At 70.7% G+C, this 20,682-nt stretch carries 20 protein-coding genes; 11 read left to right on the top strand and 9 right to left on the bottom strand.

The window, feature by feature from the left end:
* Positions 1-10: 10 nt before the first annotated feature.
* The 4 genes from AB0C59_RS34155 to AB0C59_RS34140 all read right to left on the bottom strand — a co-directional run bounded on the left by AB0C59_RS34155 (position 11) and on the right by AB0C59_RS34140 (position 2,243).
* Positions 11-787 carry an IS3 family transposase gene (locus tag AB0C59_RS34155; protein ID WP_363011634.1) on the bottom strand — a complete coding sequence of 259 codons (777 nt, stop codon included), beginning with the start codon at positions 785-787 and terminating at the stop codon, positions 11-13.
* Positions 784-1,017, bottom strand: a complete 234-nt coding sequence (locus AB0C59_RS34150; protein WP_363011632.1) for a helix-turn-helix domain-containing protein — start codon at positions 1,015-1,017, stop codon at positions 784-786. Before AB0C59_RS34150 ends, AB0C59_RS34155 begins: the two co-directional genes overlap by 4 nt.
* A gap of 135 nt (positions 1,018-1,152) precedes the next feature.
* Positions 1,153-1,842, bottom strand: coding sequence for a hypothetical protein (locus AB0C59_RS34145; RefSeq protein WP_363011631.1), 690 nt, complete (start codon positions 1,840-1,842; stop codon positions 1,153-1,155).
* Between the two features lie 185 nt (positions 1,843-2,027).
* Positions 2,028-2,243, bottom strand: a complete 216-nt coding sequence (locus tag AB0C59_RS34140; RefSeq protein ID WP_363011629.1) for a hypothetical protein — start codon at positions 2,241-2,243, stop codon at positions 2,028-2,030.
* Positions 2,244-3,005: 762 nt separating this feature from the next.
* Between AB0C59_RS34140 and AB0C59_RS34135 the strand changes: the two genes are divergently transcribed.
* On the top strand, positions 3,006-3,362 hold the full coding sequence (locus tag AB0C59_RS34135) for a hypothetical protein (protein WP_363011627.1): 357 nt from the start codon (positions 3,006-3,008) through the stop codon (positions 3,360-3,362).
* Positions 3,363-3,482: 120 nt separating this feature from the next.
* Here the strand turns inward: AB0C59_RS34135 and AB0C59_RS34130 are convergent, their stop codons facing one another.
* Entirely contained in the window at positions 3,483-3,929 is a 447-nt protein-coding gene (locus AB0C59_RS34130) for a hypothetical protein (protein ID WP_363011625.1), read from the bottom strand.
* Between the two features lie 219 nt (positions 3,930-4,148).
* Between AB0C59_RS34130 and AB0C59_RS34125 the strand changes: the two genes are divergently transcribed.
* The 3 genes from AB0C59_RS34125 to AB0C59_RS34115 all read left to right on the top strand — a co-directional run bounded on the left by AB0C59_RS34125 (position 4,149) and on the right by AB0C59_RS34115 (position 8,088).
* On the top strand, positions 4,149-5,666 hold the full coding sequence (locus tag AB0C59_RS34125; protein ID WP_363011623.1) for a carotenoid oxygenase family protein: 1,518 nt from the start codon (positions 4,149-4,151) through the stop codon (positions 5,664-5,666).
* Between the two features lie 20 nt (positions 5,667-5,686).
* Positions 5,687-6,640, top strand: coding sequence for a helix-turn-helix domain-containing protein (locus tag AB0C59_RS34120; RefSeq protein WP_363011621.1), 954 nt, complete (start codon positions 5,687-5,689; stop codon positions 6,638-6,640).
* A 149-nt stretch (positions 6,641-6,789) separates the two neighbouring features.
* Positions 6,790-8,088 carry an MFS transporter gene (locus tag AB0C59_RS34115; protein ID WP_363011619.1) on the top strand — a complete coding sequence of 433 codons (1,299 nt, stop codon included), beginning with the start codon at positions 6,790-6,792 and terminating at the stop codon, positions 8,086-8,088.
* Positions 8,089-8,248: 160 nt separating this feature from the next.
* On the opposite strand, the gene AB0C59_RS34110 is transcribed toward AB0C59_RS34115, so the two are convergent.
* On the bottom strand, positions 8,249-11,596 hold the full coding sequence (locus AB0C59_RS34110; protein ID WP_363011617.1) for a lectin: 3,348 nt from the start codon (positions 11,594-11,596) through the stop codon (positions 8,249-8,251).
* Between the two features lie 680 nt (positions 11,597-12,276).
* On the opposite strand from AB0C59_RS34110, the gene AB0C59_RS34105 reads away from it, so the two are divergent.
* Positions 12,277-12,471, top strand: coding sequence for a hypothetical protein (locus AB0C59_RS34105; RefSeq protein ID WP_363011615.1), 195 nt, complete (start codon positions 12,277-12,279; stop codon positions 12,469-12,471).
* A 45-nt stretch (positions 12,472-12,516) separates the two neighbouring features.
* On the opposite strand, the gene AB0C59_RS34100 is transcribed toward AB0C59_RS34105, so the two are convergent.
* The gene (locus AB0C59_RS34100; protein ID WP_363011613.1) at positions 12,517-13,296 is read right to left on the bottom strand and encodes a DUF3152 domain-containing protein; all 780 of its coding nucleotides are present in this window, start codon (positions 13,294-13,296) and stop codon (positions 12,517-12,519) included.
* 382 nt (positions 13,297-13,678) lie between these two features.
* Between AB0C59_RS34100 and AB0C59_RS34095 the strand changes: the two genes are divergently transcribed.
* The 4 genes from AB0C59_RS34095 to AB0C59_RS34080 all read left to right on the top strand — a co-directional run bounded on the left by AB0C59_RS34095 (position 13,679) and on the right by AB0C59_RS34080 (position 18,178).
* A complete protein-coding gene (locus AB0C59_RS34095; RefSeq protein ID WP_363011611.1) occupies positions 13,679-14,368 on the top strand; it encodes a response regulator transcription factor in 690 nt (229 codons plus the stop codon).
* The gene (locus AB0C59_RS34090) at positions 14,365-15,966 is read left to right on the top strand and encodes a HAMP domain-containing sensor histidine kinase (RefSeq protein ID WP_363011609.1); all 1,602 of its coding nucleotides are present in this window, start codon (positions 14,365-14,367) and stop codon (positions 15,964-15,966) included. The genes AB0C59_RS34095 and AB0C59_RS34090 overlap by 4 nt, the downstream gene beginning before the upstream one ends.
* Positions 15,963-16,565, top strand: coding sequence for a hypothetical protein (locus AB0C59_RS34085; protein WP_363011607.1), 603 nt, complete (start codon positions 15,963-15,965; stop codon positions 16,563-16,565). The genes AB0C59_RS34090 and AB0C59_RS34085 overlap by 4 nt, the downstream gene beginning before the upstream one ends.
* A gap of 209 nt (positions 16,566-16,774) precedes the next feature.
* The gene (locus tag AB0C59_RS34080) at positions 16,775-18,178 is read left to right on the top strand and encodes a glutamine synthetase family protein (protein WP_363011605.1); all 1,404 of its coding nucleotides are present in this window, start codon (positions 16,775-16,777) and stop codon (positions 18,176-18,178) included.
* A gap of 48 nt (positions 18,179-18,226) precedes the next feature.
* Here AB0C59_RS34080 and AB0C59_RS34075 read toward each other — a convergent pair whose 3' ends face one another.
* Together AB0C59_RS34075 and AB0C59_RS34070 are read right to left on the bottom strand one after the other, a co-directional pair.
* On the bottom strand, positions 18,227-18,931 hold the full coding sequence (locus AB0C59_RS34075) for a TMEM175 family protein (RefSeq protein WP_363011603.1): 705 nt from the start codon (positions 18,929-18,931) through the stop codon (positions 18,227-18,229).
* A gap of 276 nt (positions 18,932-19,207) precedes the next feature.
* Positions 19,208-19,630, bottom strand: a complete 423-nt coding sequence (locus tag AB0C59_RS34070) for an MBL fold metallo-hydrolase (protein ID WP_363011600.1) — start codon at positions 19,628-19,630, stop codon at positions 19,208-19,210.
* A gap of 379 nt (positions 19,631-20,009) precedes the next feature.
* Between AB0C59_RS34070 and AB0C59_RS34065 the strand changes: the two genes are divergently transcribed.
* Positions 20,010-20,228 carry a hypothetical protein gene (locus AB0C59_RS34065; RefSeq protein WP_363011598.1) on the top strand — a complete coding sequence of 73 codons (219 nt, stop codon included), beginning with the start codon at positions 20,010-20,012 and terminating at the stop codon, positions 20,226-20,228.
* A gap of 164 nt (positions 20,229-20,392) precedes the next feature.
* Positions 20,393-20,581, top strand: coding sequence for a hypothetical protein (locus AB0C59_RS34060; protein WP_363011636.1), 189 nt, complete (start codon positions 20,393-20,395; stop codon positions 20,579-20,581).
* Positions 20,582-20,682 lie beyond the last annotated feature (101 nt).

Here is a 20,682-nt window from a genome sequence, read left to right as displayed (position 1 = left end):
GACCCACCCTTCACCTGACCGACGCGGTCGGTGGTGCGGTGTGGCGCGTGAAGCGGTCGAAGGCCCTCAGGAGTTCCTCCTCGGGCAAGTCCACGCCGACACCCTCGCCCGTGCGGTCGCCCAGCACCCCTAGTTCACCGCGCAGTTCGCGCCAGAAGGTCTCCGCGATCGCGTGATCGTACCCATCGCCGACGACCCCGACCGCGGGTGCCTTCCGCAGGGCGTGTGCGTGCTCCGTGAACGCACATACGGTGGGGCCGCCTGCGCTCGTGCGCACACCCTCGGGCTCCGGGGTCTCCCGCGCGATCGCCTCACCGAGTGCGCGCTGGACGAGCTGGCCGCTCGCTGTCGCTCCTGTGCTCCAGCCCAGCAAACGGTGTGATGCTGTGTCCAGCACGACCGCGGCGCACAGCGTGCCGCCCGGCGAGACGCAGCTCCTGACATCGACGACCCACCTTCGGCCCCATTGCGCGCCCCGGACCGGCTTCACCTCGGACAGTCGTCCAGGGCGGCCACGGATACCGGCCCGCTCCATGAGGAACTCCACCGTCGCGTGGCTGACGCTGATGCCGTAGCGGCGTCCCAGTTCCTCGTGGATGCGGCGATATCCGTAGACCGCGCCCGACGAGGCATGGATGTCGAGGATGACCCGGGTCAACCAGGCGTGCCGCAGCGCACGTGCGGAGGGGCCGCGCCGACGCCACGCGTAGTAGCCGGACTGGGAGACGTCGAGCAGGTCCGTCGCCTGCCGTACCGGGATTCCCCAGTCCGCCAGCACCGTGATCACCTCGTACCGCCTTTTGGGGGCACCACATCCCTCAGCAGCTCGATAGCCCGCCGGCACGCCGCCACTTCGTTCTGGAGCTGCTCGATACGGGCGCGCGCCCGTGACAGCTCGGACTGTGCGGCGCAGCCGCGCTGCCATCGTGAGACCGTCTGCCGGGACAGTCCCAGCGTCGTCGCGACGTCGGCGACGGAACGTCCGGCGCAGATGAGTTCCAGTGCCTCACGACGCACTTGCGGAGAAGGAGAACCGCTCACGAGACCTCATTCCATACGTGTGGTGCGGGAAGATGCGGCAAGCCCGGGGCCCACCGAATGGCGGCGGCCCCGGGCGAGCTGGCGGGTTGGGCGGGCTGGACAGGTGGAGCGCTAGCGGACGTGGCGGCGCATGGTCACGGTCGGTGCGAAATCGAGCGGGCCAGCGCTGCGGGCCGCCCTCGGCGCCCGAGCCACCTCGTGGTCGAGGACGGCCTTGACCGCTTGGGCCAGCCGGTCCGCCTCGCGAGCGATCTGGGAGATCGGCAGACCAGACTCCCGTAGCGCCTCGGCCTGGCGGTCGAGGGCGGCGAGTCGGCCGCGCGCCTCGCCGCTGAGACTGAACGCCCGCGGGGTGGCGACCACGAACTGGTAGGCCGCGGCATAGGTCTGGCAGCCCGGGCAGTGAACCGCTTCCGCTCGACTGAGGTTGACGCCGTTGACCAGCCGCGCGCGCGAACCGGCGGCGGTGACGATCTGGTAGGAGAGCGCGACCGAGCGGCAGGGGTTGCTGCTGGAGCAGCCGACCGCCTCCGCGGTGGCGCGGTTGTTCGCCGCCACGGCGACGGACGGCCCATATGTATGAATCTCGAAGGACTCGTCGAACTGGTTGAGGTGGGCCCGGTCGGCGTGGCTGCGCGCCATGTCGACGGCGATGGCGACACCGCCCATGTCGCGGTCGCCGCCGGGGCTGGCACCCGCAGGGGTGGTGGTGGCCGTCACGACCAGCCCAGCGACGGCTGCGACGCCGAAGCCGACTCCAGCCCTCGGAACAAGGCGAGTTGAAGGTTTGCGGTGCTTCACGATCAGCTCCTTCACACCAGGGAAGGGCGTATCAGCGACGGATGGGCGCGCCACGCGCCGAACGGCGATCCGAGCGCTCATACGCGGCAACGAAAGACAAGAAAAAGAGTGACCGGAATTCGGTCGGGCACGACGAAGAGTGCGGGCCAGGCCGGTAGCGACCGGCCCGGCCCGCGTCTTCTGGCTCAGGACTGCGTCACGCTGATGGCCTGCGAGGCCTCGGACTGCGCGGACGCGTACGGCGAGCACTGGTTCACGGCGGCCGACTGGTTGTGCGCGTTGACATGCGCGACCTTCTTCGTGACGTTGCTCAGCTTGGAAAAGTTGAACGAGAACCTTCCCAACGCTTCCCGACCGGGCAGGAGTTCCGCCGTCTCAGCCTCAAGCTGCTCCACGTTCATCAGGATGACCTCTCCATGGCGTCCAAAGTCTCCGGACACTTCGTCCGGAGTACTTGGACGCTAGCCGAAACGGAAGAAGAAAAGCAAACCACCCAAATACGACACACATTCAGGAGCGCACGGCTGCTCCGGGGGCCGCGGTGCGGCGCCCCACCTTGTGAGGTCCGGCTTGTGAGGTACGGGAGTTGGTGGTCGCGTCGCGCGGGGAGGGGTGAAGCCGGGCGCCCTCGGTGTCCAGGACGCCGTTCGCGCCACCTGCCGGCTGCGCGACGTGCCGAGCGGTTCGCCGCCCCGCCGGCCTCGGCGGCTCTCGGACGAGGCCCACCGCGGTGTGCACTGTCCCCCGGGGGGCGGATCGGGGTCCATGAAACACGGGGCAATTCCATCGAGGCCGCCATCGCACCTCGGCGGAGAAAGCGCTGATGAGCGAAATATGACGCGCTTTCACGCCTCCATGAACCACGGGGCGGTGCACGGATGCAATTCACCTGGAGGAGTTCCGTTTTCTCGCCCCGCACGCCGACCGGGCCGAAAATATCGCCACGGCGGAAAATTCGTCTGGACGGGTGTTTCGAATGACTGTCGAGCCGAGACTTCCCACTCCATCGGAAACGCCCGCTGAGCTGCCGATTCCGAAGTTCGCCGACCAGTCGGACGCGCCTGACCGGGGATCACCATTGCCAAGGAGACGCGCAATTCGGGGTAATGTCGGCGGCAGCGGCAGGGAAAGATCGAATTCCTGCTGTTCCGAAAGGAGAGTACGTGAAGACCATCGCAAAGGCGGCGGCCGTCGCGGTGCTGACAGCCGGGGCTGTCATCGCACCGGTGTCGGCACAGGCCATCGCCGCTCCGCTCCACAGCCCGGTCTCCTCAGTGTCGGCGGCCCCGCTGCACGACCGGGGCCACGGCAACTTCGGATTCCGTCACGGCCGGGGTCCGGGACACTACCGTCACTACGGTGACCTGGGGCGACACCACTGGGGTCGCGGCCCGTGGCGGCTGGGCGGCTACCGGCTGAACTCCTGTGACCGGTTCGGCTCATGGGACCCGAACTGCTACCGCGACCTGGACTACACCAGCGCCTACGACGAGGACTGCTACCCCGGCTGGGTCCTCTAGTCATCCTCTTCCCGGGTAGCGCGCGCCGTCCGCCGTCGAATTCATCGACGGCGGACGGCTCCGTTTTTCCCGAAGAGGCACGGAAGGGATTGCTCTGGCCGGATATCCAGAATGCCCTGTTCAACCCGCACGCATTTTCCGTCGCCGAGGCTTCAGCTCCCCGGTGTTCGGTGAGGGCGGTGATGAGCTGAAGGCTTCGGCCGCGCTCCTCCGTGCAGGCGACGCGCCTGCACGGAGGAGCGTTGACGTGCCGTGGAAGGCTTCACAGGTCGGCGAGTGGCGGCCTTGGAATGGGCGTCCATGGACGGGGGCGAGGCGCACCTGATGGCGATTGCGAGCCGAGACTTTCTCGACACCGCCGGCGACGGCCAGACTTACTTCACCGCGGCGGAGGCGCGCCGCGATACGCCCGACGGAGTCCGCACCGGAGGTGCAGGACCGGTTCACCATGGTTCCCGGGGCCTCGGCGAGACCGCGCTGGAGGCGGACCGCGAGGTTCTCGGCGCTGCTCCCGTGCGGGGACCCCCGGGCGGGGGGTGCGTCCGCGAGGAGGGCGGTGTGCTTCATCAAGGAGAGCTACTCTGCTGGTTGTAGTTGCACCGCCCGGCCGCGGCAAGCGCCCCACGAAGGCCTCGGGCCGCAATCCGCCCCGTGAGGCCGTCGACACCAGGTCGTCGCCACCGCGCCTGATCGTCGGCTTCGCACCGGAGCGCCGACCGGGCCCTTCGACCGGGCACCCGCCGCAGGTCCCCTACCGGCACGGCCCCGAGAGGGAGAGGAAGCGTCATGGATGTCGAGATCGTCGGACGACTGCTGTCCACGCTGCCCGCGGACGACGACCACCCCTATCGCACCGGCCCCTGGAAGCCTCAGACGACCGAGTGGCGCGCCGACGACCTCGACGTGGTGGAGGGCGCCGTACCCGCCGACCTGGACGGTGTGTACCTGCGCAACACCGAGAACCCCGTCCACCCCGCGGTGAGGAACTACCACCCCTTCGACGGGGACGCCATGGTGCATGTGGTGGGCTTCCGCGACGGCAAGGCGTTCTACCGCAACCGGTTCGTGCGCACGGACGGCCTGTTGACCGAGATCGAGGCCAGGTCCGCACAGTGGGCCGGGATATCGGAACGGCCGGAGTGGGCGCCCCGCTACGACGGATGGGGCGCGCGGGGCCGTATGAAGGACGCGTCCAGCACCGATGTGACCGTGCACCGCGGCATGGCCCTGACCAGCTTCTACCAGTGCGGTGACCTCTACCGCGTCGACCCGTTCAGCGCCGAGACCCGCGGCAAGGAGACCTGGGGCGGGGCGTTCCCCGTCGAGTGGGGCGTGTCCGCCCACCCGAAGGTCGACGACGCCACCGGCGAACTGCTGTTCTTCAACTACAGCAAGCAGGCGCCGTACATGCACTACGGCGTGGTCGACGCCGCCAACGAACTCGTGCACTACGTGGACGTGCCGTTGCCCGGGCCGCGGCTGCCGCACGACATGGCCTTCACCGAGAACTACGCCGTCCTGGGCGACTTCCCGCTCTTCTGGCAGGCCGACGCTCTGGCCCAGGGTGTCCATCTGCCGCGCTTCCACCGCGACCTGCCCTCCCGCTTCGCGGTCGTCCCCCGCCGCGGCGGGACGGACCGGATCCGCTGGTTCGAGGCCGAGTCGACGTATGTCCTGCACTTCACCAACGCCTACGAGGACGGCGACGAGATCGTCCTGGACGGCTTCTTCCAGGGGGCGCCCGAGCCCGCCGACAACGGCACGGGCGACAAGTGGGAGCGCGCCTTCCGGTTCCTGGCCCTCGATCGTATGCAGACCCGGCTGCACCGCTGGCGCCTCGACCTTGTCACCGGCCAGGTGCGGGAGGAGCAACTCAGCGAGAGCATCACCGAGTTCGGCATGATCAACCCCCGTCATGGCGGACGGCCCTACCGCTACGCGTGGGCCGCCACCGGCAAGCCGTCGTGGTTCCTGTTCGACGGCCTGGTGCGGCACGACCTGCGCACCGGCGCGGAGGAACGCCTGTCCTTCGGCGAGGGCGTGTACGGCAGCGAGGCGGCCATGGCTCCGCGGACCGGTTCCACGGGCGAGGACGACGGCTATCTGATCACCCTCACGACCGACATGAACGCGGACGCCTCCTACTGCCTGGTGCTGGACGCGGCCCGGGTGGCGGACGGGCCGGTGTGCAAGCTCAGGCTGCCCGAGCGGATCGCCAGCGGCACGCACTCCACGTGGGCGGACGGGGCTGAGCTGCGCCGCTGGCACACCGCGGACACCGCCGCGCACGCGGTCGGTCTGTAGCCGACGGGAACGAGCACGCGATGAACTCCAGGCAGCCCACCCGCCTCGAGGCCGGCGCGGCCAACGCCATCGGCAGGACGCTGGGGCTGCTCGGGGACGAATGGACCCTGCTGTTCGTCCAGCAGGCCATGCTGGGCGTCACGCGTTACGGGCGGTTCCGGGCGGCCCTGCCCGTCAGCGACGCCGTGCTCACCGCCCGTCTGGGCACGCTGACGGCGGAGGGGCTGCTCGAACGGAACGTCCACCGGACCGGTCCGCTGCGGGCGGAGTACCTCCTCACCTCGCGGGGCCGGTCCCTGTGGCCGGTCCTGCTGACCATCTGGGCCTGGGAACGGCGGTGGGTGACCGCGCGCGTTCCGGCGCTGCCCCGGATGGTCCACACCGCGTGCTCGCGCCCGTTCGCGCCGCTCCTTTCCTGCGGTGCGTGCACGCGGCCCGTCGCCGCCCGGGACATCGACGCGGCATGGGGTCCGAGTGGTACGTGGGAGCGCTCGGTGCCGGTGGCCTCGACCCGGCGGCGCCCGGAGCGCGGCCGTGCGCCCGGCCGGGCGGGGCTGTTCCCCGAGACCATGGCGGTTCTCGGCAACCGCTGGTCCTCGGCTCTCATCGGTGCGGTGTTCCGCGGCGTCACCCGGTTCGCGGACTTCGAGAGGACACTGGGCTCGCCACCCGCGCTGCTCGCCGATCGGCTGAAGACCTTCGTGTCCCTCGGGGTGCTGGCGACGGCACGCGCCGAGGGGCGGCCCGACCGGGCCGAGTACCGCCTGACGGACAAGGGCCGTGCCTTCTTCCCGGTCGTCGCCACGGCGCTGGCCTGGGCGCACACCTGGTTCCTCGCCCCCGACGGGCCCGCACTGGTCCAGACTCATCGTGCGTGCGCGGCCGCCTTCGTGCCCGACCTGCGCTGCGATCGGTGCACCGACGTCGTGCACCGCCGCACCATCCAGATCGCCCCGAGCATCGACGCGATCTGACGATCCCACGGAACATCATGGCGCCGAGCGGGACGCGGCCGGTCGCCCGGTGCCCGACGCCCACCGTTCGGCCCCCACCCCCAAACTGTGTCGACATCAAGTATCTTGATGTCGAGATTCAATGTCGGTGGTGAAACGGGGGCCTTGCCATGCCATGGGTCAGGAGCGGACTGACAGCGCGCCTGCGGAAGCCGCCGGGCGGCCGGGACGCGCGGATCATGCTGCTCGCGCAGTGTGTGGACCGGACCGGCACGGGCGTGTGGGCCGCGGCCTCGGTGCTGTACTTCACCTTCGTCGACGGACTGGACGCTCGCCGGCTCGGTCTTCTCCTGGGGGTGGGGGCACTCGCGGGGATAGCCGGGTCACCGCTGGCCGGCCGGGCCGCCGAACGGTTCGCGGTGCGTGACCTGCTGATCGGCTGCCATCTGCTGCGCCTGGCGACGATGTCCCTGCTGCTGGTCGCCGACGACTTCGCCGCCCTGCTGCCCGTGGTCGCCCTCACCTGCCTGGGAGAACGAGCGGCCAAGACCCTCGAGATGCTCTTCGCCACCCGGGTCGCGGGCGACCAACGGGCTACCTACCAGGCCCTGTCACGCAGTGTCGCCAACGCCGGATACGCGCTCGGTGCGGGCGTCGCCGCGCTCGGCCTCGCCATCGGCACCGTGACCGCCTACCGCGCGCTGATCCTGGCCGACGTGCTGTCCTTCGTGCTCGCCGCCGCACTGGTCCGGCGGACGCGGGAGCCGGAGGGGCACGGCCTGATCGTGGCGCGGCACGACGACGGCGCCGCGAACGAACCGCCGGACTCCTCCAGCCCCTGGCGGGACCGGGGCTACATGCTCTTCGTCCTGCTCGACATCCCGATGAACCTGGACGACTCGGTCCTCGCGGTCGGCCTGCCGCTGTGGCTCGTGCACCACACCGACGCGCCGCACAGCGTCGTCCCCGCCTTCCTGGTGCTCAACACGGTGCTCGTCGTGGTCCTGCAGCTCCGGGTCTCGGCGTGGATCGAAGGTCCGCGCGGGGCGCTGGCGGCGGTGGGCTGGTACGGCGTGACGCTGGCCGCCTGCTGCCTGGTCCTGGCGGTGGTCACCGGCGGCGGGTCCTGGTCGGCCTCGCTCGCCATGCTGGCCGCCGCCCTGCTGGTCACCCTGGCCGAACTACTGCGCTCGGTCAGTTCCTGGGAACTGGCGGTCAGCCTGGCACCGCCCCGTGCGCGGGCCTCCTACCTGGGGGTGGCCGGGATGTCCCAGTCGGTCCAGAAGTCCCTCGGCCCGCTGCTGCTGACCGGTGCGGTGATGACGGCGGGCCCGGCCGGCTGGCTGGCGCTCGGCGCGGCGGTCACCGGCCTGGGTTTGGTGCAACGGCGGGCCGGACTGCGGCGACTGGCCGCGCTCGCCTCGCGGACGGCGCCCGAACCCAGAGTGGGAGCCGTGGGCGGCCGGTGAGACCGTGCCCGGCCGCCCTGACGGGGCGTCTTGGTGCGGCGTCCGGCCCGACGCCGGTCGACGCCGGCGGCCTCGTACGGCGTCGACCTCGTACGGCCGGCGGGCCGGTTCCCGGAACACGCCCGGGAACCGGGCCGCCGCCGTCAACTCCCCTCGTGCCTCACCGGCCGAAACCGTAGGCGAACAGGTGGTCGGCGCCGGTCGAGCCCGTCACCGGCAGGGTGATCGACGCCACCTGCTTGGACGCGTCGAGCGGGACCTTGGTCGCGAACACGTACGCCTTCACGGTGTCCCGGCCTCCGCCGCCGGTGTTCCGGTAGGCGGTCGTGACGGCCGTCGTGTCTCCCGGAAGCGGCTTGCTCGAACCGGCGTTGAGGGTCCAGTCCGCGAAGCCGACCGTCGCCTTGGACGTGGTGCCGTCGGTGTAGGTGACGGTCAGCGTGCCCGCGACCCCGCTGCCGTCGGTCGGCGCGTCGGTCGCCGTGCCCAGCAGACCCAGTGACGCACCCGAGGTGCCGGACGGCATCGGGATGGTCTGGCCCGCCATCTCCACGTTGTCCAACCTGCCGGACGCCACCGTCGGCCAGGTGTAGGCGATGCCGTCGGCCGTGACGGTGGAGCCGCTCGTTACACCCGCCGCCGACAGCGCGTTCTGCGAGAGCGCCCAACCGCCGTTGTCGAGGCCGCCCGAGAAGTGCGCGCCGTCGGGATAGACGCCCTCGTTGGTGGCGAAGGGCCACAGCGCGCCGGCCTTGGCCACCGCCACGCGGAGGGTCGCCCCGCCCAGCGCGGCACCGCTGCTGTGGTCGGTGAGCGTGAGCGTGATCGGGAAGGTTCCTTCGCTCGCGCCCGCCACCACGTGCAACGCCGACCGCGCGTTGCCCGACGCGGGCACCTTCACCGAGCCGGCGGAGGTGTCCAGCGAGGCGCCCGCGGGTGCCACCGCCTTCCAGTCGACCGTGACGTCCTTGCCACCGAGGTTGGTCAGCTCCAGGGTGCCGTCACCCGACGCGCCCGGCTGGAGCACCAGACCGTCGCTGGAGGGGCCGGTCGCGGCCAGCACCCGGTCGCCGCCCGTGGTGTCCGACGGCGGCACCGCCGAGGGGCCGGACGCCCAGGACGTGTCCGGGCTGGTGCCGAGCGTGAAGTCGACCGTGCCCGCACTCCTGAACTGCTGGTAGGTCAGCCAGGAGGCGTTCCACGCCGCGCCCTCGACGGTGAGCGACTGCACGTACGGCGCGTCGGGAGCCGCCTGCGGCGCGTTGATCCGGACCGTCCCGCCGCCCGCGGGAGTCACCTCGGCCACCGGGAACACCGGGCTGCCCAGCACCAGGGTGTCGGCACCGGGGGTCTGCGGATACATGCCGAGCACCGACCAGACATACCAGGAACTCATCGCGCCGAGGTCGTCGTTGCCGAACGAACCGACCGGCGCGTTGAAGTACAGGTCCCGCTGCGCCTGGCGCACGGCGGCCTGGGTCTTCCAGGGGCGGCCGGTGTAGGCGTACTCCCACGGGATCTCGACGCTGGGTTCGTTGCTCAGGTCGGCGTTGGTGTTGCCGGGGTGCGTGATGTTGCCGAGCAGGCTGTCCAGGTAGGACGCGTACGCCTCCTGGCCGCCGCGCGCCTGGATGAGCTGCTTCAGGTTGAACGGGACCATCGGCGTGTACTGGGCCGACGTACCCTCCACGAAGCCGTTGGAGGTGCCCGGGGTGAACCCGCCGGCGAACTGGCCGTCCTTGTTCCTGCCCTGCATGTAGCCGGTCTGCGGGTTGAAGACGTTCATCCAGTCCTGGGCGCGGGTGGCGAACTTGCGGTACACGGACGTCTTGCCGAGCGCCTTGGCGAAGGCGGCCAGGGCGTAGTCGGCGGAGTCGTACTCCAGTTGGGTGGAGACGGGGCCGTAGAAGTTGCAGCAGTTGTAGTCGTTCTCGTCCAGTGGGAGGTAGCCCTTGGCGTCCCGTACGGACTCGCCGGGGCGGTCGTTGTTGGTGACGGTGGCTTCGTGCTGGAGGGCCGCGAGCGCCTTGTCCGTGTCGAAGCCACGGGCGCCGAAGGCGTACGCTCCGGCGATGATCCCGGCGGCCGGGTCACCGACCATGACGTAGCTCTCGCCGTTGTTCGAGGCCCACTTGGGCAGCAGGCCGGTCTGGTCGTAGCCGTTCAGCATCGAGGTGACGACGTCACTGGCGACCTTGGGCTCGACCATCGCCATCAGCTGGGTCTGGGAGCGGTAGGTGTCCCAGCCCGAGTAGTTGGCGTACTGGGCCTGTTGGCCCTTGGCCAGTTTGTGGACCTGGTTGTCCATGCCCATGTACCGGCCGTCGGCGTCGGAGAAGACGTTCGGGTGCAGCAGCGCGTGGTAGAGCGCGGTGTAGAACTGAGCCTGCTGGTCCGAGGATCCGCCGCCGATCCGGATCCTGTTCAGCACCGTGTTCCAGGCGTCGTGGTTCGCCCGTGCGACGGCGTCGAAGTCCCAGTTCCTGATCTCGGCCGCCAGGTTGCCGGCCGCGCCCGCGTCACTCGTGTACGAGATGCCGACCTTCGCGCGCACCGTCGGGTTCGAGGAGGTGTCGAACGTCAGATACATGCCGTTCGCACCCGACGTGGGCGGCTGGGCGGCCTTGCCTCCGGTGGCCCCGGTCGCGGCGGGGGCAGTCGGTGCGGCGGACGGCGTGCCGGTGGGTGCGCCGCCGCGCCCGTGCACCGTCGGGGACGGCACGGCGGGAACGGTGAAGTGCCTCTCCTTGAGCGGCTCGGACGGCTGCGCCGGAAGGCTCTGCCGGGCCTTGCCCGCCTTCAGCGAGGTGGCGCCGGGGGTGATGGTGCCGCCGCTCCAGGTGCCGCTCGCCGTGAACGGCTGGTCGAACTTGATGTCGAAGTGGAGCGTGTACCGGTTGTTCGCGCCGCAGAAGTGACCGCTGTCGATCGAGCCGCTGATCTCCTTCCTGCCCACCACCTGGACCCGGGTCCCGTCCACCTCGGTGGCGCCCCCGCTGAGCTTGAACAGCAGGTTCGCCTGCTGTCCTGCAGGGAAGGTGAAGGTGCCCAGACCCGCGCGGGTGGTGTCGGTCAGCTGGGTCCTGACCCCGTTCGCGTCGCGGACCTGGTAGGAGCCGATGCCGGTCTGCTCGTCGTCGTGGCCGAAACCGACGGAGGTGGTGCCGAGGTTGCCCGACAGGGCCCCGGTCACCGGCAGGATCGGCAGGTCGCCCGCGACGTCGCAGCCGGGACCGGAGACGTGGGTGAGGCTGAATCCGGAGAGCTTGGTGTCGTTGTACTCGTAGCCGCCCCCGTCGGGCCGGTGGGGGGTCGTGTCGGGGCCCCACTGCACCATGCCCGCCGGCATGTCGGGCCCGGGGAAGGTGTCCACCGCGCCGGAGGTGCCGATCAGGGGATTGACGAGGGAGGCGGGGTCCTTCACGAAGGGCGGCGGCGCGGCGGTCGCGGCCTCGGCGCCCGCGACCGCCGGGAGCGGGAGGACGGCGAGGCCCAGGACGGCGACCACCGCCAGGCGTTGGCGAAATCTCCTTCGGATACGTGGCGCGGCTGTACGTCGAGGTCGGACCATCGATTGCCTCCACAGCGGTTCGGGCTTCGCACATGAGGTGCTGACGTGCCGAAGAACGGGGAAAGCCGGCGACAGGCAACGGCGTCGGCGGCAAGGGACGGCCTGACAACGTTGCCATGCACGAGTGTCGAGTGAAACGTGTGCGCTCACGGCATGTCAACGAGGCCAACAGGACTTTCTGAGTGCGAAGTTCGCAGTCGGGTGAGGCCGAAACGGCACACCGGGTATCTCCGGGTGGGCGAGGGGTCGGACGACCGCCGCGAACTCGACGGGGGGCCGGTGCCGTTGTCCTCGCCTTCGAGCGCAGGGGGCGGCGATGCGCCGCACGGAACTCGGCGGTGCGGGCGGCACGCGACGGTCGGGAGCCGAGGGCTGTCACTCGGCGGACCCGCCGACGGACCCGCGTGATCCGAGCACCGTGCGGAAGCCGACCGGTCCAGCCACGTCCGGCGGCGACCGGGGCCCGGGGCGTGGGCTGTGGGCGTGCCCCTTGCCGACGATTTCGTCACCTGTCAGAATGGTGACGAAATTGAGCATCACGACCTGTCGGTAGCAGGAGTTCGCTCGGAGTCACCTTGCTAACAGGTGACGAATCGGCGACCGAACGGAGTTCGATCATGACAACCGAGGACACGGTGGACAGCGGTGCCACGGCGCGCCGGGCCAGGTTCGGGGCGCTCCCGCCGCGGATCCGGTACGAGGACATGACCGAGGAGCGGCCGGCGACGGCGGGCGACCCCGCACGTCACGCCTACGACCCCGAGGGGTCATGGAGGTCGTTCTCCTGCCTGGCCGTCGATCTGGGTCTGTGAGTCACGACCGCCGGTGCGCGTGGGGCGTCGGGCGTCGGGGCCATCTCACGGTGCGGGCGGCCCCGAGACGAGGTGCCCACTGCTGTCGTAGGGCCACGCGTTGGCGACGCAGCCGTGCAGCCCCTTGATCTGCTGCATCATCACGGGGGCCGGTCGGCCGGGTCCCGGGCACGTCATGTGCCCGAAGCCGAGGAAGTGCCCCATCTCGTGGTTGATGATCAGAGCCCGGTAGTCATGGATCGGGCCGTCGAACATGGGCGAGCCCTGGACCCAGCGCTTGAGGTTCACGACCACACCGCTCTTGATCTCGCAGTTGTACTCACCTTCGGTGTCCAGCCTGCCGCCGGCCCAGCACAGGGCGTCCGCCGTGGCCGGTGTCGCTATCACCACCTTGAGATCGTGGGCCTGCCCCTGGCTCACCAGCTGAAAGGCGCGACTCCTGTCATGGGTCCAGCCCCGCGGGGCACCGAGAATGCCCTCGATCTCGTGCGCCGCCTGCGCGGGCGAGACATCGAGCCCGGTCTCGACCTCCACCACGTAACGCAGCGGGCGCGAGCCCAGGCCGACCTTCGCGCCACTGGCGTGCGCGGTGACGAATCCGCCGCTGCCCCTCGAAGGGACCTCGACGGCAGGAGTCGACGTCGGGGCGGCGCCGGTCGCAGCGGTGGCCGTGGGCGCGGTGCGCACCGTCTCCCGTGAGGCCGACGCGGCGGTCGACTCGCCGGTCGCCCTGTCGGTCGACCGGCCGTTCGGCGTGCCGTCGCGCACCTCACCGCGCCCGCCGCCCAGGAGTAACGCCAGGGAGCCGAGCACTCCGACGGCCACCACCAGTACGCCGACCAGGCACTTCCGGCCCCGCCCACGCGGACGGCCGCGACGGCGGGACGGCCCGCGCCGACCACGCCCCGAGGGCGGGCGCCGACGGCCGCGGCCCTCGGGGGACCTGGTGGGGACGCGCGTGAACGACGTGGATTCCGGTTCTCGTGCCGATCGCATGACCGTTCAGGCTGGTCAGATCACATGACCGCCCCTGGTTCGAATGATCACGAAACGGCAACGGGTGGTTTCGGGGCGCTCTCGCCGTATCGACCCCGGTCAACGGCGGGGCACCGGCGCGCGGCCGCCCGATGTGATCCTTCTGTAACAGCTCCCGGGCGGGGCCCTCGCTCAGGCCGGTCACCCGAAAGGGTCTGTTTACACTGTCGCCGTGCCACGAGTCCTGATAGTCGAAGACGACCCGGATGTCCGTAAGGCCGTAGAGCTGGGGCTCCGACACCAGGGTCACGAGGTGTCCGCCGCCGGGTCCGGTGAAGAGGGTCTGGAACACCTCCGTTCCTTCCACCCGGACGTCGTCGTGCTCGACCTCATGCTGCCGGGCATCTCCGGCCTCGACGTCTGCCGGCGGATCAGGGCACGCGACCAGGTGCCGATCATCATGGTGACCGCCAAGGGCGACGACGTCGACGTGGTCGTCGGGCTGGAGGCCGGCGCGGACGACTACGTGGTCAAGCCGGTGCAGGCCCGGGTGCTCGACGCGCGTATACGAGCGGTGCTGCGCCGACAGGACGCGCCGGTCTCCGCCGTCGTCCGGCCGAGGACGCAGACCCACGGCGACCTGGCCATCGACCGGGCCGGACTCCAGGTGACACACCACGGCGAAGCCGTCGCCCTCGCCCCCTCCGAGCTGCGCCTGCTGCTGACCCTGTCGGCCTCACCCGGCCAGGTCTTCAGCCGCCAGCAGTTGCTGGAGGCCGTGTGGGAGCACAGCTATCACGGGGACATACGGCTCGTGGACGCCTGCGTGCGGCGGTTGCGCGGCAAGCTCGGTGAACTGAGCGGGGATCCCCGGTACATCCAGACCGTGCGCGGCTTCGGCTACCGCTTCGGCCCCCGATGAGAGGGTGGACCGCGCCGTGGGCGCGGATCACCGGACGCGATCGTGAGCCCCCGGCGGACGGACAGCGCCGCGCACGCCCGCGGTTCCTCCGGGCCGCCCTGTCACGTGCACCTCTCCCGCTGCGCGGTCTGCGCTTCCGGCTCGTGGTGGCCTTCGCCCTGGTGGCCGTCGTCAGCGCCCTGAGCACGGGAGCCCTCGCGTTCCGCGAAGCGCGCACGGGGGTGCTCCAGCAGAGCCAGGACGCCGTCATCCGGCAGTTCCGCGCGAGCGTCGACTCCGTGGCCGCGCACACACCCATGGCACCGAGCCAGGCGCAGTTGCAGGCGGCGGTGGACGAGGTGTTCTATGCCAACGAGGGACAGGGATGGTGGCTCCAGGCCACCTACGGCCATCTCCACGCCGATGCGCCGACCGGCACCTTCGACGGGTTCAACAAGCTCACCCCGGAACTGCGGCGGTCCACACAGACCCGGCGCGCCGCAGTGTTCCAGCGGGTGACCTTCGACGGCCATCCCCAACTCGTCGTCGGAATGCCGGTCACGTACAACTCCGGAGCGGACACGGAGTCCCGGCTCTCGGGCATCGTGATGTACCTCGTGGTGCCGCAGGACACCGAACAGGCCTACGTCGACGCGATGATCAGCGGCATCGAGCACGCCACCCTGGTGGCGCTGGCACTCGCCGTCGTCCTGGCACTGATCGCCGCGAGGGGCGTACTGCGTCCCGTGCGCGCCCTGCGCCGGGCGACGCGCCGGATGGCCGAGGGCCACCTCGACGTCCGGCTGGCCGTCAACGGCTCGGACGAACTGGCCGACCTGTCACGGTCCTTCAACGACACGGCGGCGGCGCTGGAACGATCCGTCGCGGAGCTGCGCCGCCTGGAGGCACAGGCGCGCCGCTTCGTCGCGGACGTCTCCCATGAGCTGCGAACGCCGCTGGCGGCGATGTCGGCCGTCACCGATGTGCTGGACGAGAACGCTCCGCACCTGGGCAAGGAGACGGGCGACGCGCTGCGGCTCATCAGCGAGGGAACCGGCCGGCTCAGCACACTGGTGGAGGACCTGATGGAGATCTCCCGCTTCGACGCGGGCGCGGTCACCCTCAATCCGGACGAGATCGACCTGGCCGAGTCCGTCCGACGCACCCTCGCCTCCCGCGGGTGGACGGGTCTGGTGGACACCGATCTGCCCCGTCCCGGCGCGCTCCGGGCCCGGGTGGATCCGCGCCGGCTCGATGTGGTCATGGCCAACCTGGCGGGCAACGCGCTACGGCACGGTGCGACACCGGTGCGCCTGACCATGAGGAGCCGGCAGGAGGACGACGGTGTGGCGTGGGCGGTCATCGAGGTGACCGACAGCGGACCGGGCATCGCCGAGGAGGCGTTGCCGCACATCTTCGAACGCTTCTACAAGGCGAGCACCACACGGAGCAGAAGCCAGAGCAGCGGGCTGGGGCTCGCCATCACGGCGGAGAACGTGCGCCTGCACGGGGGGCGCATCAGCGCGGCGAACCGTCCGGGGGGCGGTGCGGCGTTCACGGTCGAACTGCCCCTGCACCGCGACTCCGCGACCGCCGACGACGCCGGAGGTGCCGTATGAGCACTGCGCGCGCAGTGAAGGGCGTACGCGTGGCGGCGGTGGCGACCGGGGTCGTGGCCGCGCTGACCCTGGCAGGCTGCGGGGTGCCCCCGTCGGACGTCATCGAGGCCGGGGAGCCGGCGAGCGGCATGTTCTCGCCCAGCCCGCACCCTTCGGCCCCGACCACCGTGCACCTCTACTTCCTGCACGACGGCGTCCCGACAGCGCTCTCCCGCCAGGTCCCCGACCCCGAGGACGTCGGGACGGTCGTGCGCCTGCTGTTCGCCGGACCGACCGGGAGCGAGGCCGCGCGAGTCGGCACGGAACTGCCCCGCCTGGCGAGGACACCGGACGTGGTGGTCGCCGGCGACGACACCGTGTCCGTCCAGCTCCCCTCGGGAGTGCCCCCTCTCAGCCACCGGGCCGTACTCCAACTGGCCTGCACCGTCGGGCGCCTGCCGTCCGGACCCCGGCCCGCGGCCACGACGCCCACACCCACGCCCACCCGGACCACCTTTGCGCTGCCTCACTCCCGCTCGTACACGGGAGTCCACGTCATCGGCAGCGGTTGGACGATGACGCAGCCGAGCACCGCGTGTCCGGACACGGCCAAGGACTGAGGGCTGCCCCCCTCTCGCGCCAGGCGGCGCGCCACGCCGTCCGCCGCGCGTGCGGCGCACGGCGTGGCGCGCCGCCCAGGGTGTGCCGCTGTGGGTGATTCTGGTCCGGAATGCCGGTCGGGTGTGTGCGACGAGCTCTCCCCTCGTACGGGTCCACGCACGGGCCCGCGCACGGGTCGATCCGGGCCGCGACGCGCCGAGGAGACCCTGTGGCCACCCATACCGATCCCGTTCCCGGTGGGCGTCCGGGGGACGCCGAGCGTGCGACCGCCCTGCGTTCGCAACTCTCCGAGCGCGATGTCCACGGCATCGTCCTCGCCTTCGTCGACACGGCGGGTGTCACACGAGTGAAGACCATCCCGACGGCCCGGCTGGAGCAGGCGACGGCCTGGGGCGTGGGGATGTCCCCGGTGTTCGACACCTTCCTCGCCGACGACTCCATCGTCCGGGCCGGTGAGCTCGGCTCCCCGGACGGTGATCTCCGCCTGTTTCCCGACCTGGACCGGCTGGTGGTCCTCGCCGGGCAGCCGGGCTGGGCGTGGGCCCCGGTCGACCGGATCACCCAGGAGGGCGAGCGGCATCCCGCGTGCGCGCGGACGTTCCTGCGGCGCGTGGTCGCGGATGCCGGCCGGCAGCACGGCCTCACCTTCGAGGCGGCCATCGAGATCGAATGGATGATCGGGCTGAGGTCGGGGACGGATGACCGGTTCGTTCCTGCGACATCGGGTCCCGCGTACGGCGCCACACGGCAGATCGAACTGAGCGACTACGTCGTGGAGCTTCTGGCGGCGCTGGCCGCGCAGGGCGTGGACGTGGAGCAGGTCCACCCCGAGTACGCGGCCGGGCAGTTCGAGGTGTCGGTGGGTCCGCTGGATCCGGTGGACGCCGCGGACCGGAGTGTCCTGGTGCGCCAGACGATCCGGGCGGTGGCGGCGAACCATGGGCTGAGGGTCTCGTTCGCGCCGGCGGTCACCGCGGGAGGTGTCGGCAACGGCGGCCACGTCCATCTCTCCGCCTGGCGCGACGGGACCAACCTGCACTCGGGCGGCAGTCGCCGCTACGGCATGACGGCCGAGGCCGAGTCGTTCGCCGCCGGACTCCTCGCCCACATGCTCGCCCTCACGGCGGTGACCGCGCCGAGCCCGGCCAGCTATCTGCGGCTCAGGCCCTCGCGGTGGGCGGGCGCCTTCGCCGTGTGGGGTCGTGAGACCCGCGAGGCCGCGGTGCGTGTGATCACGGGTACGACGGGGCGGGGCGGCCGGGCCGCGAACCTGGAGGTGAAGCCCGTCGACCTCGCGGCCAACCCGTATCTCGCCCTCGGCTGCCTGCTGGTCGCCGGGCTCGACGGCCTGCGGTCCAGCATGACGTTGCCTCAGGAGGTCACGGGAGATCCCGCACGGTTCACCGGGGCTGAGGCCGAGGCCCTGGGGGTGCGCCGGCTGCCCACGACACTGCGGGAAGCCGTGGGCGAGTTCCGTGGGGACGGGACCCTGCGCGAGGCCCTGGGACCGGTCCTGGCCGACGCGGTGACCGCCGTCCGCCTCGGGGAGGCCGACGCGGTGGCCGGGCTGGAGGACGAGTCGGTGGCCGCGGCCTACCGGTGGGTCTACTGACGGCGGTCTCCGCCCGGACGTCCTGCCGGTCCCCAGGGGGTAGTCGCCTCAGACCGACGCGATGTCCCGGCCCGTGGCGTTCAGGGCGCCCACTGTGTCGGCGATGCGGCGCTCGACGGGGCGAAGGGCGATCCGTACCAGCGGGAAGAGGACCCAGCACAGGGACGCCCAGGGCGTGATCAGCGCGACGGGGATGGACAGCACGAAGGTCACGACCATGGTGGTGACCCAGGCCAGCGCGTCCGCCACCCCCGCGGGCGGGGTCCGCGGCCGCAGCAGGCCGGACTTCAGCACACCGGCGAAGGCCACGGTCAGGCAGAGCCCGGCCAGTGCCTGGGCGGCCGCGTAGATGGTGAACTGGACCTGGAAGGCGTCGGCCTCACTGGTCAGCAGCCGCGTCGTGAACGGCATGCTCACGATCATGAGCAGCCACACGAGGTTCCACCGGACCACCCGGCCGTTGGTCCCGGTCGCGTACCGGAAGAGCCGCTGATGCGCCATCCAGTGCGTGGCGATGGTCGTGAAGCTGACCAGGAACGCCAGGTACTCGGGCAGATGCTCGTGCAGGAACCGCAGCACCCCCGCATTGCCGTGGACGCCCTCGCCGGGGATGGGTAGTTCCAGCGCGAGCAGCGTGATGGCGATGGCTATCACCGCGTCCGAGAAGAACACCAGCCGCTCGGAACTGTGGTGCCGGGCCTCTTCGGGCTCTTCCTGGGTCGCGCCGGGGCGGGGCGCGGTGGTCTCGGCCATCTGTCGTCTCCTCCGGGAGAGTGGTGAACACGGAGGCCGACATCGGCGGGCCTGGCCCCAGAAACACGCGCACCCGTTCGTGTCGGGACGCGGCGAGCATGACAGCCCCTGATCCTGTTCCGACCGGCTCCGGAACGGTGCGCGCCCCCAAGGGGCACGGGGAACTGCGCGACCGGCCACGCGACGACGCCGCGGACGAACGACGGGCGCGGTGTACCGCGACGCCGGGCTGCCGGACCGCGTCCACGCGGGCATCCGGAAGGGGCCCCTTGCCCCTTACGCCCCGGGGGCAGAGGCGAGGGAGCGGGTGGTGGACTCTGTGTCGCCGGTGATCAGCGCCGAGCGGTCGCCGCCGCGGGGTTCCACGGCGATCTGGCCGGGGGTGTGGCCGGGCGCGGGGATGAGCCGGATGCCGTCGGCGATCTCCGTTCCGCCGTCGGGGACGTCGGCGGCTCGCTGGTTCCACTCGGTACGGCTGGTCAGATAACGGGCGTTGGAGAAGGTGGGCGCCCAACAGTCCTTCTTCAGCCGGGTTTTCCAGCCGACGTGGTCCGTGTGCGGATGCGTGATGATCGCCAGGTCGACGGACTCCGGCGCGAACTCGGAAGCCGTCAGGCGCCGCAGGCAGTCGGTGGAGAGGCCGTTCCAGGCGGGGTTGGCGCGCGTCTGCCCGAAGGCTGGGGGGTGATGTGGCCTCACCGGCCGCCTGGCGCAGACCGTCGCCGAACCTCCCCGGCGCCCCCGACCGGCCCTTCACCGTCCGTTTCTCACGTATGTGAACTGCTGTACGGTTTTGGATGTCTGTCGCGTTTGGGGGGTTTGCTTTTCTTTCTCCGATTCGGCTACTGTCCAGGATCTCCGGACAGATTGTCCGGTCAGGTTGGACGACGGGGTGGGTGGAGGAGGCCTGCCTCCGTAGCGCCCGACCGTGCAACCGGGTTCCCGCATGATCCGGCTGTACGGCTGGACTCCCGTCGTTCGGACTGTGTTTGCGGCGCGGGCCGGTGGGCGACGCGAAGGTGGCGGCGCGGCCGGCGTGACGACGTATTTCCTTCGAACACGCTGAAAGGGTTTTCCAATGGACATGGACCAGCTTGAGCTTGAGGCCGAGACCGCGGAACTGCTGCCCGGTCGGGAGGCGTTGGGGAGGTTCTCGTTCAACTTCTCCAAGATGAGCAACATCTCGAAGAAGGTCGCGCACGTGAACGCGCACAATGAGTCGGCTGCGGTGAACCAGTGCTCGCCGTACGCGGTCGCGCAGTCCCAGGCCTCGCAGGCCATCAGCGTGACGCAGTAGCAGGTGCCGTGTACGGGCCAGGTCGATCTCGGCCTGGCCCGTTCGCTCGCGCCACCCCGGCCCCCTACTTGACCGTTCTCTCGTTCCTGTCGTCTATCTGGAGCAGTGGCAGAGATATGAACATCACGCCTCCGTTGCCCGTCGCAGAGGAGTTCAGGGTGCAGATGGTTCCGGGCAGGGCTCTTACGGCCACGCAGGCGCATCAAGTGCTGCTGTACTGCGCCCTGGACGCGGCACGCGTGCCGGTGGGCCCGCGAGATCTGCAGGCGATGGTCCAGGTGGCGGAGCTGGACTACGCGACGGTGCGGTCACTCATCGGCTGGATCAAGGCCGCTGGCAGGGATCTTTTCTGACGTAGTCGTCCGGCGCCTCGGCGTTGCCACGTGCCGTGTGCACGTGCGCGCCCGGGCGCCGTTTTCGTGTGTGGTGCGGTGGTGTTCAGGTGTGTGGTGTT

The organism is Streptomyces sp. NPDC048664 (assembly GCF_040650555.1).
Lineage (GTDB): Bacteria > Actinomycetota > Actinomycetes > Streptomycetales > Streptomycetaceae > Streptomyces.
Note: the sequence above shows the minus strand (reverse complement) of the source record. Positions and strands in the feature narration are given on the sequence as shown.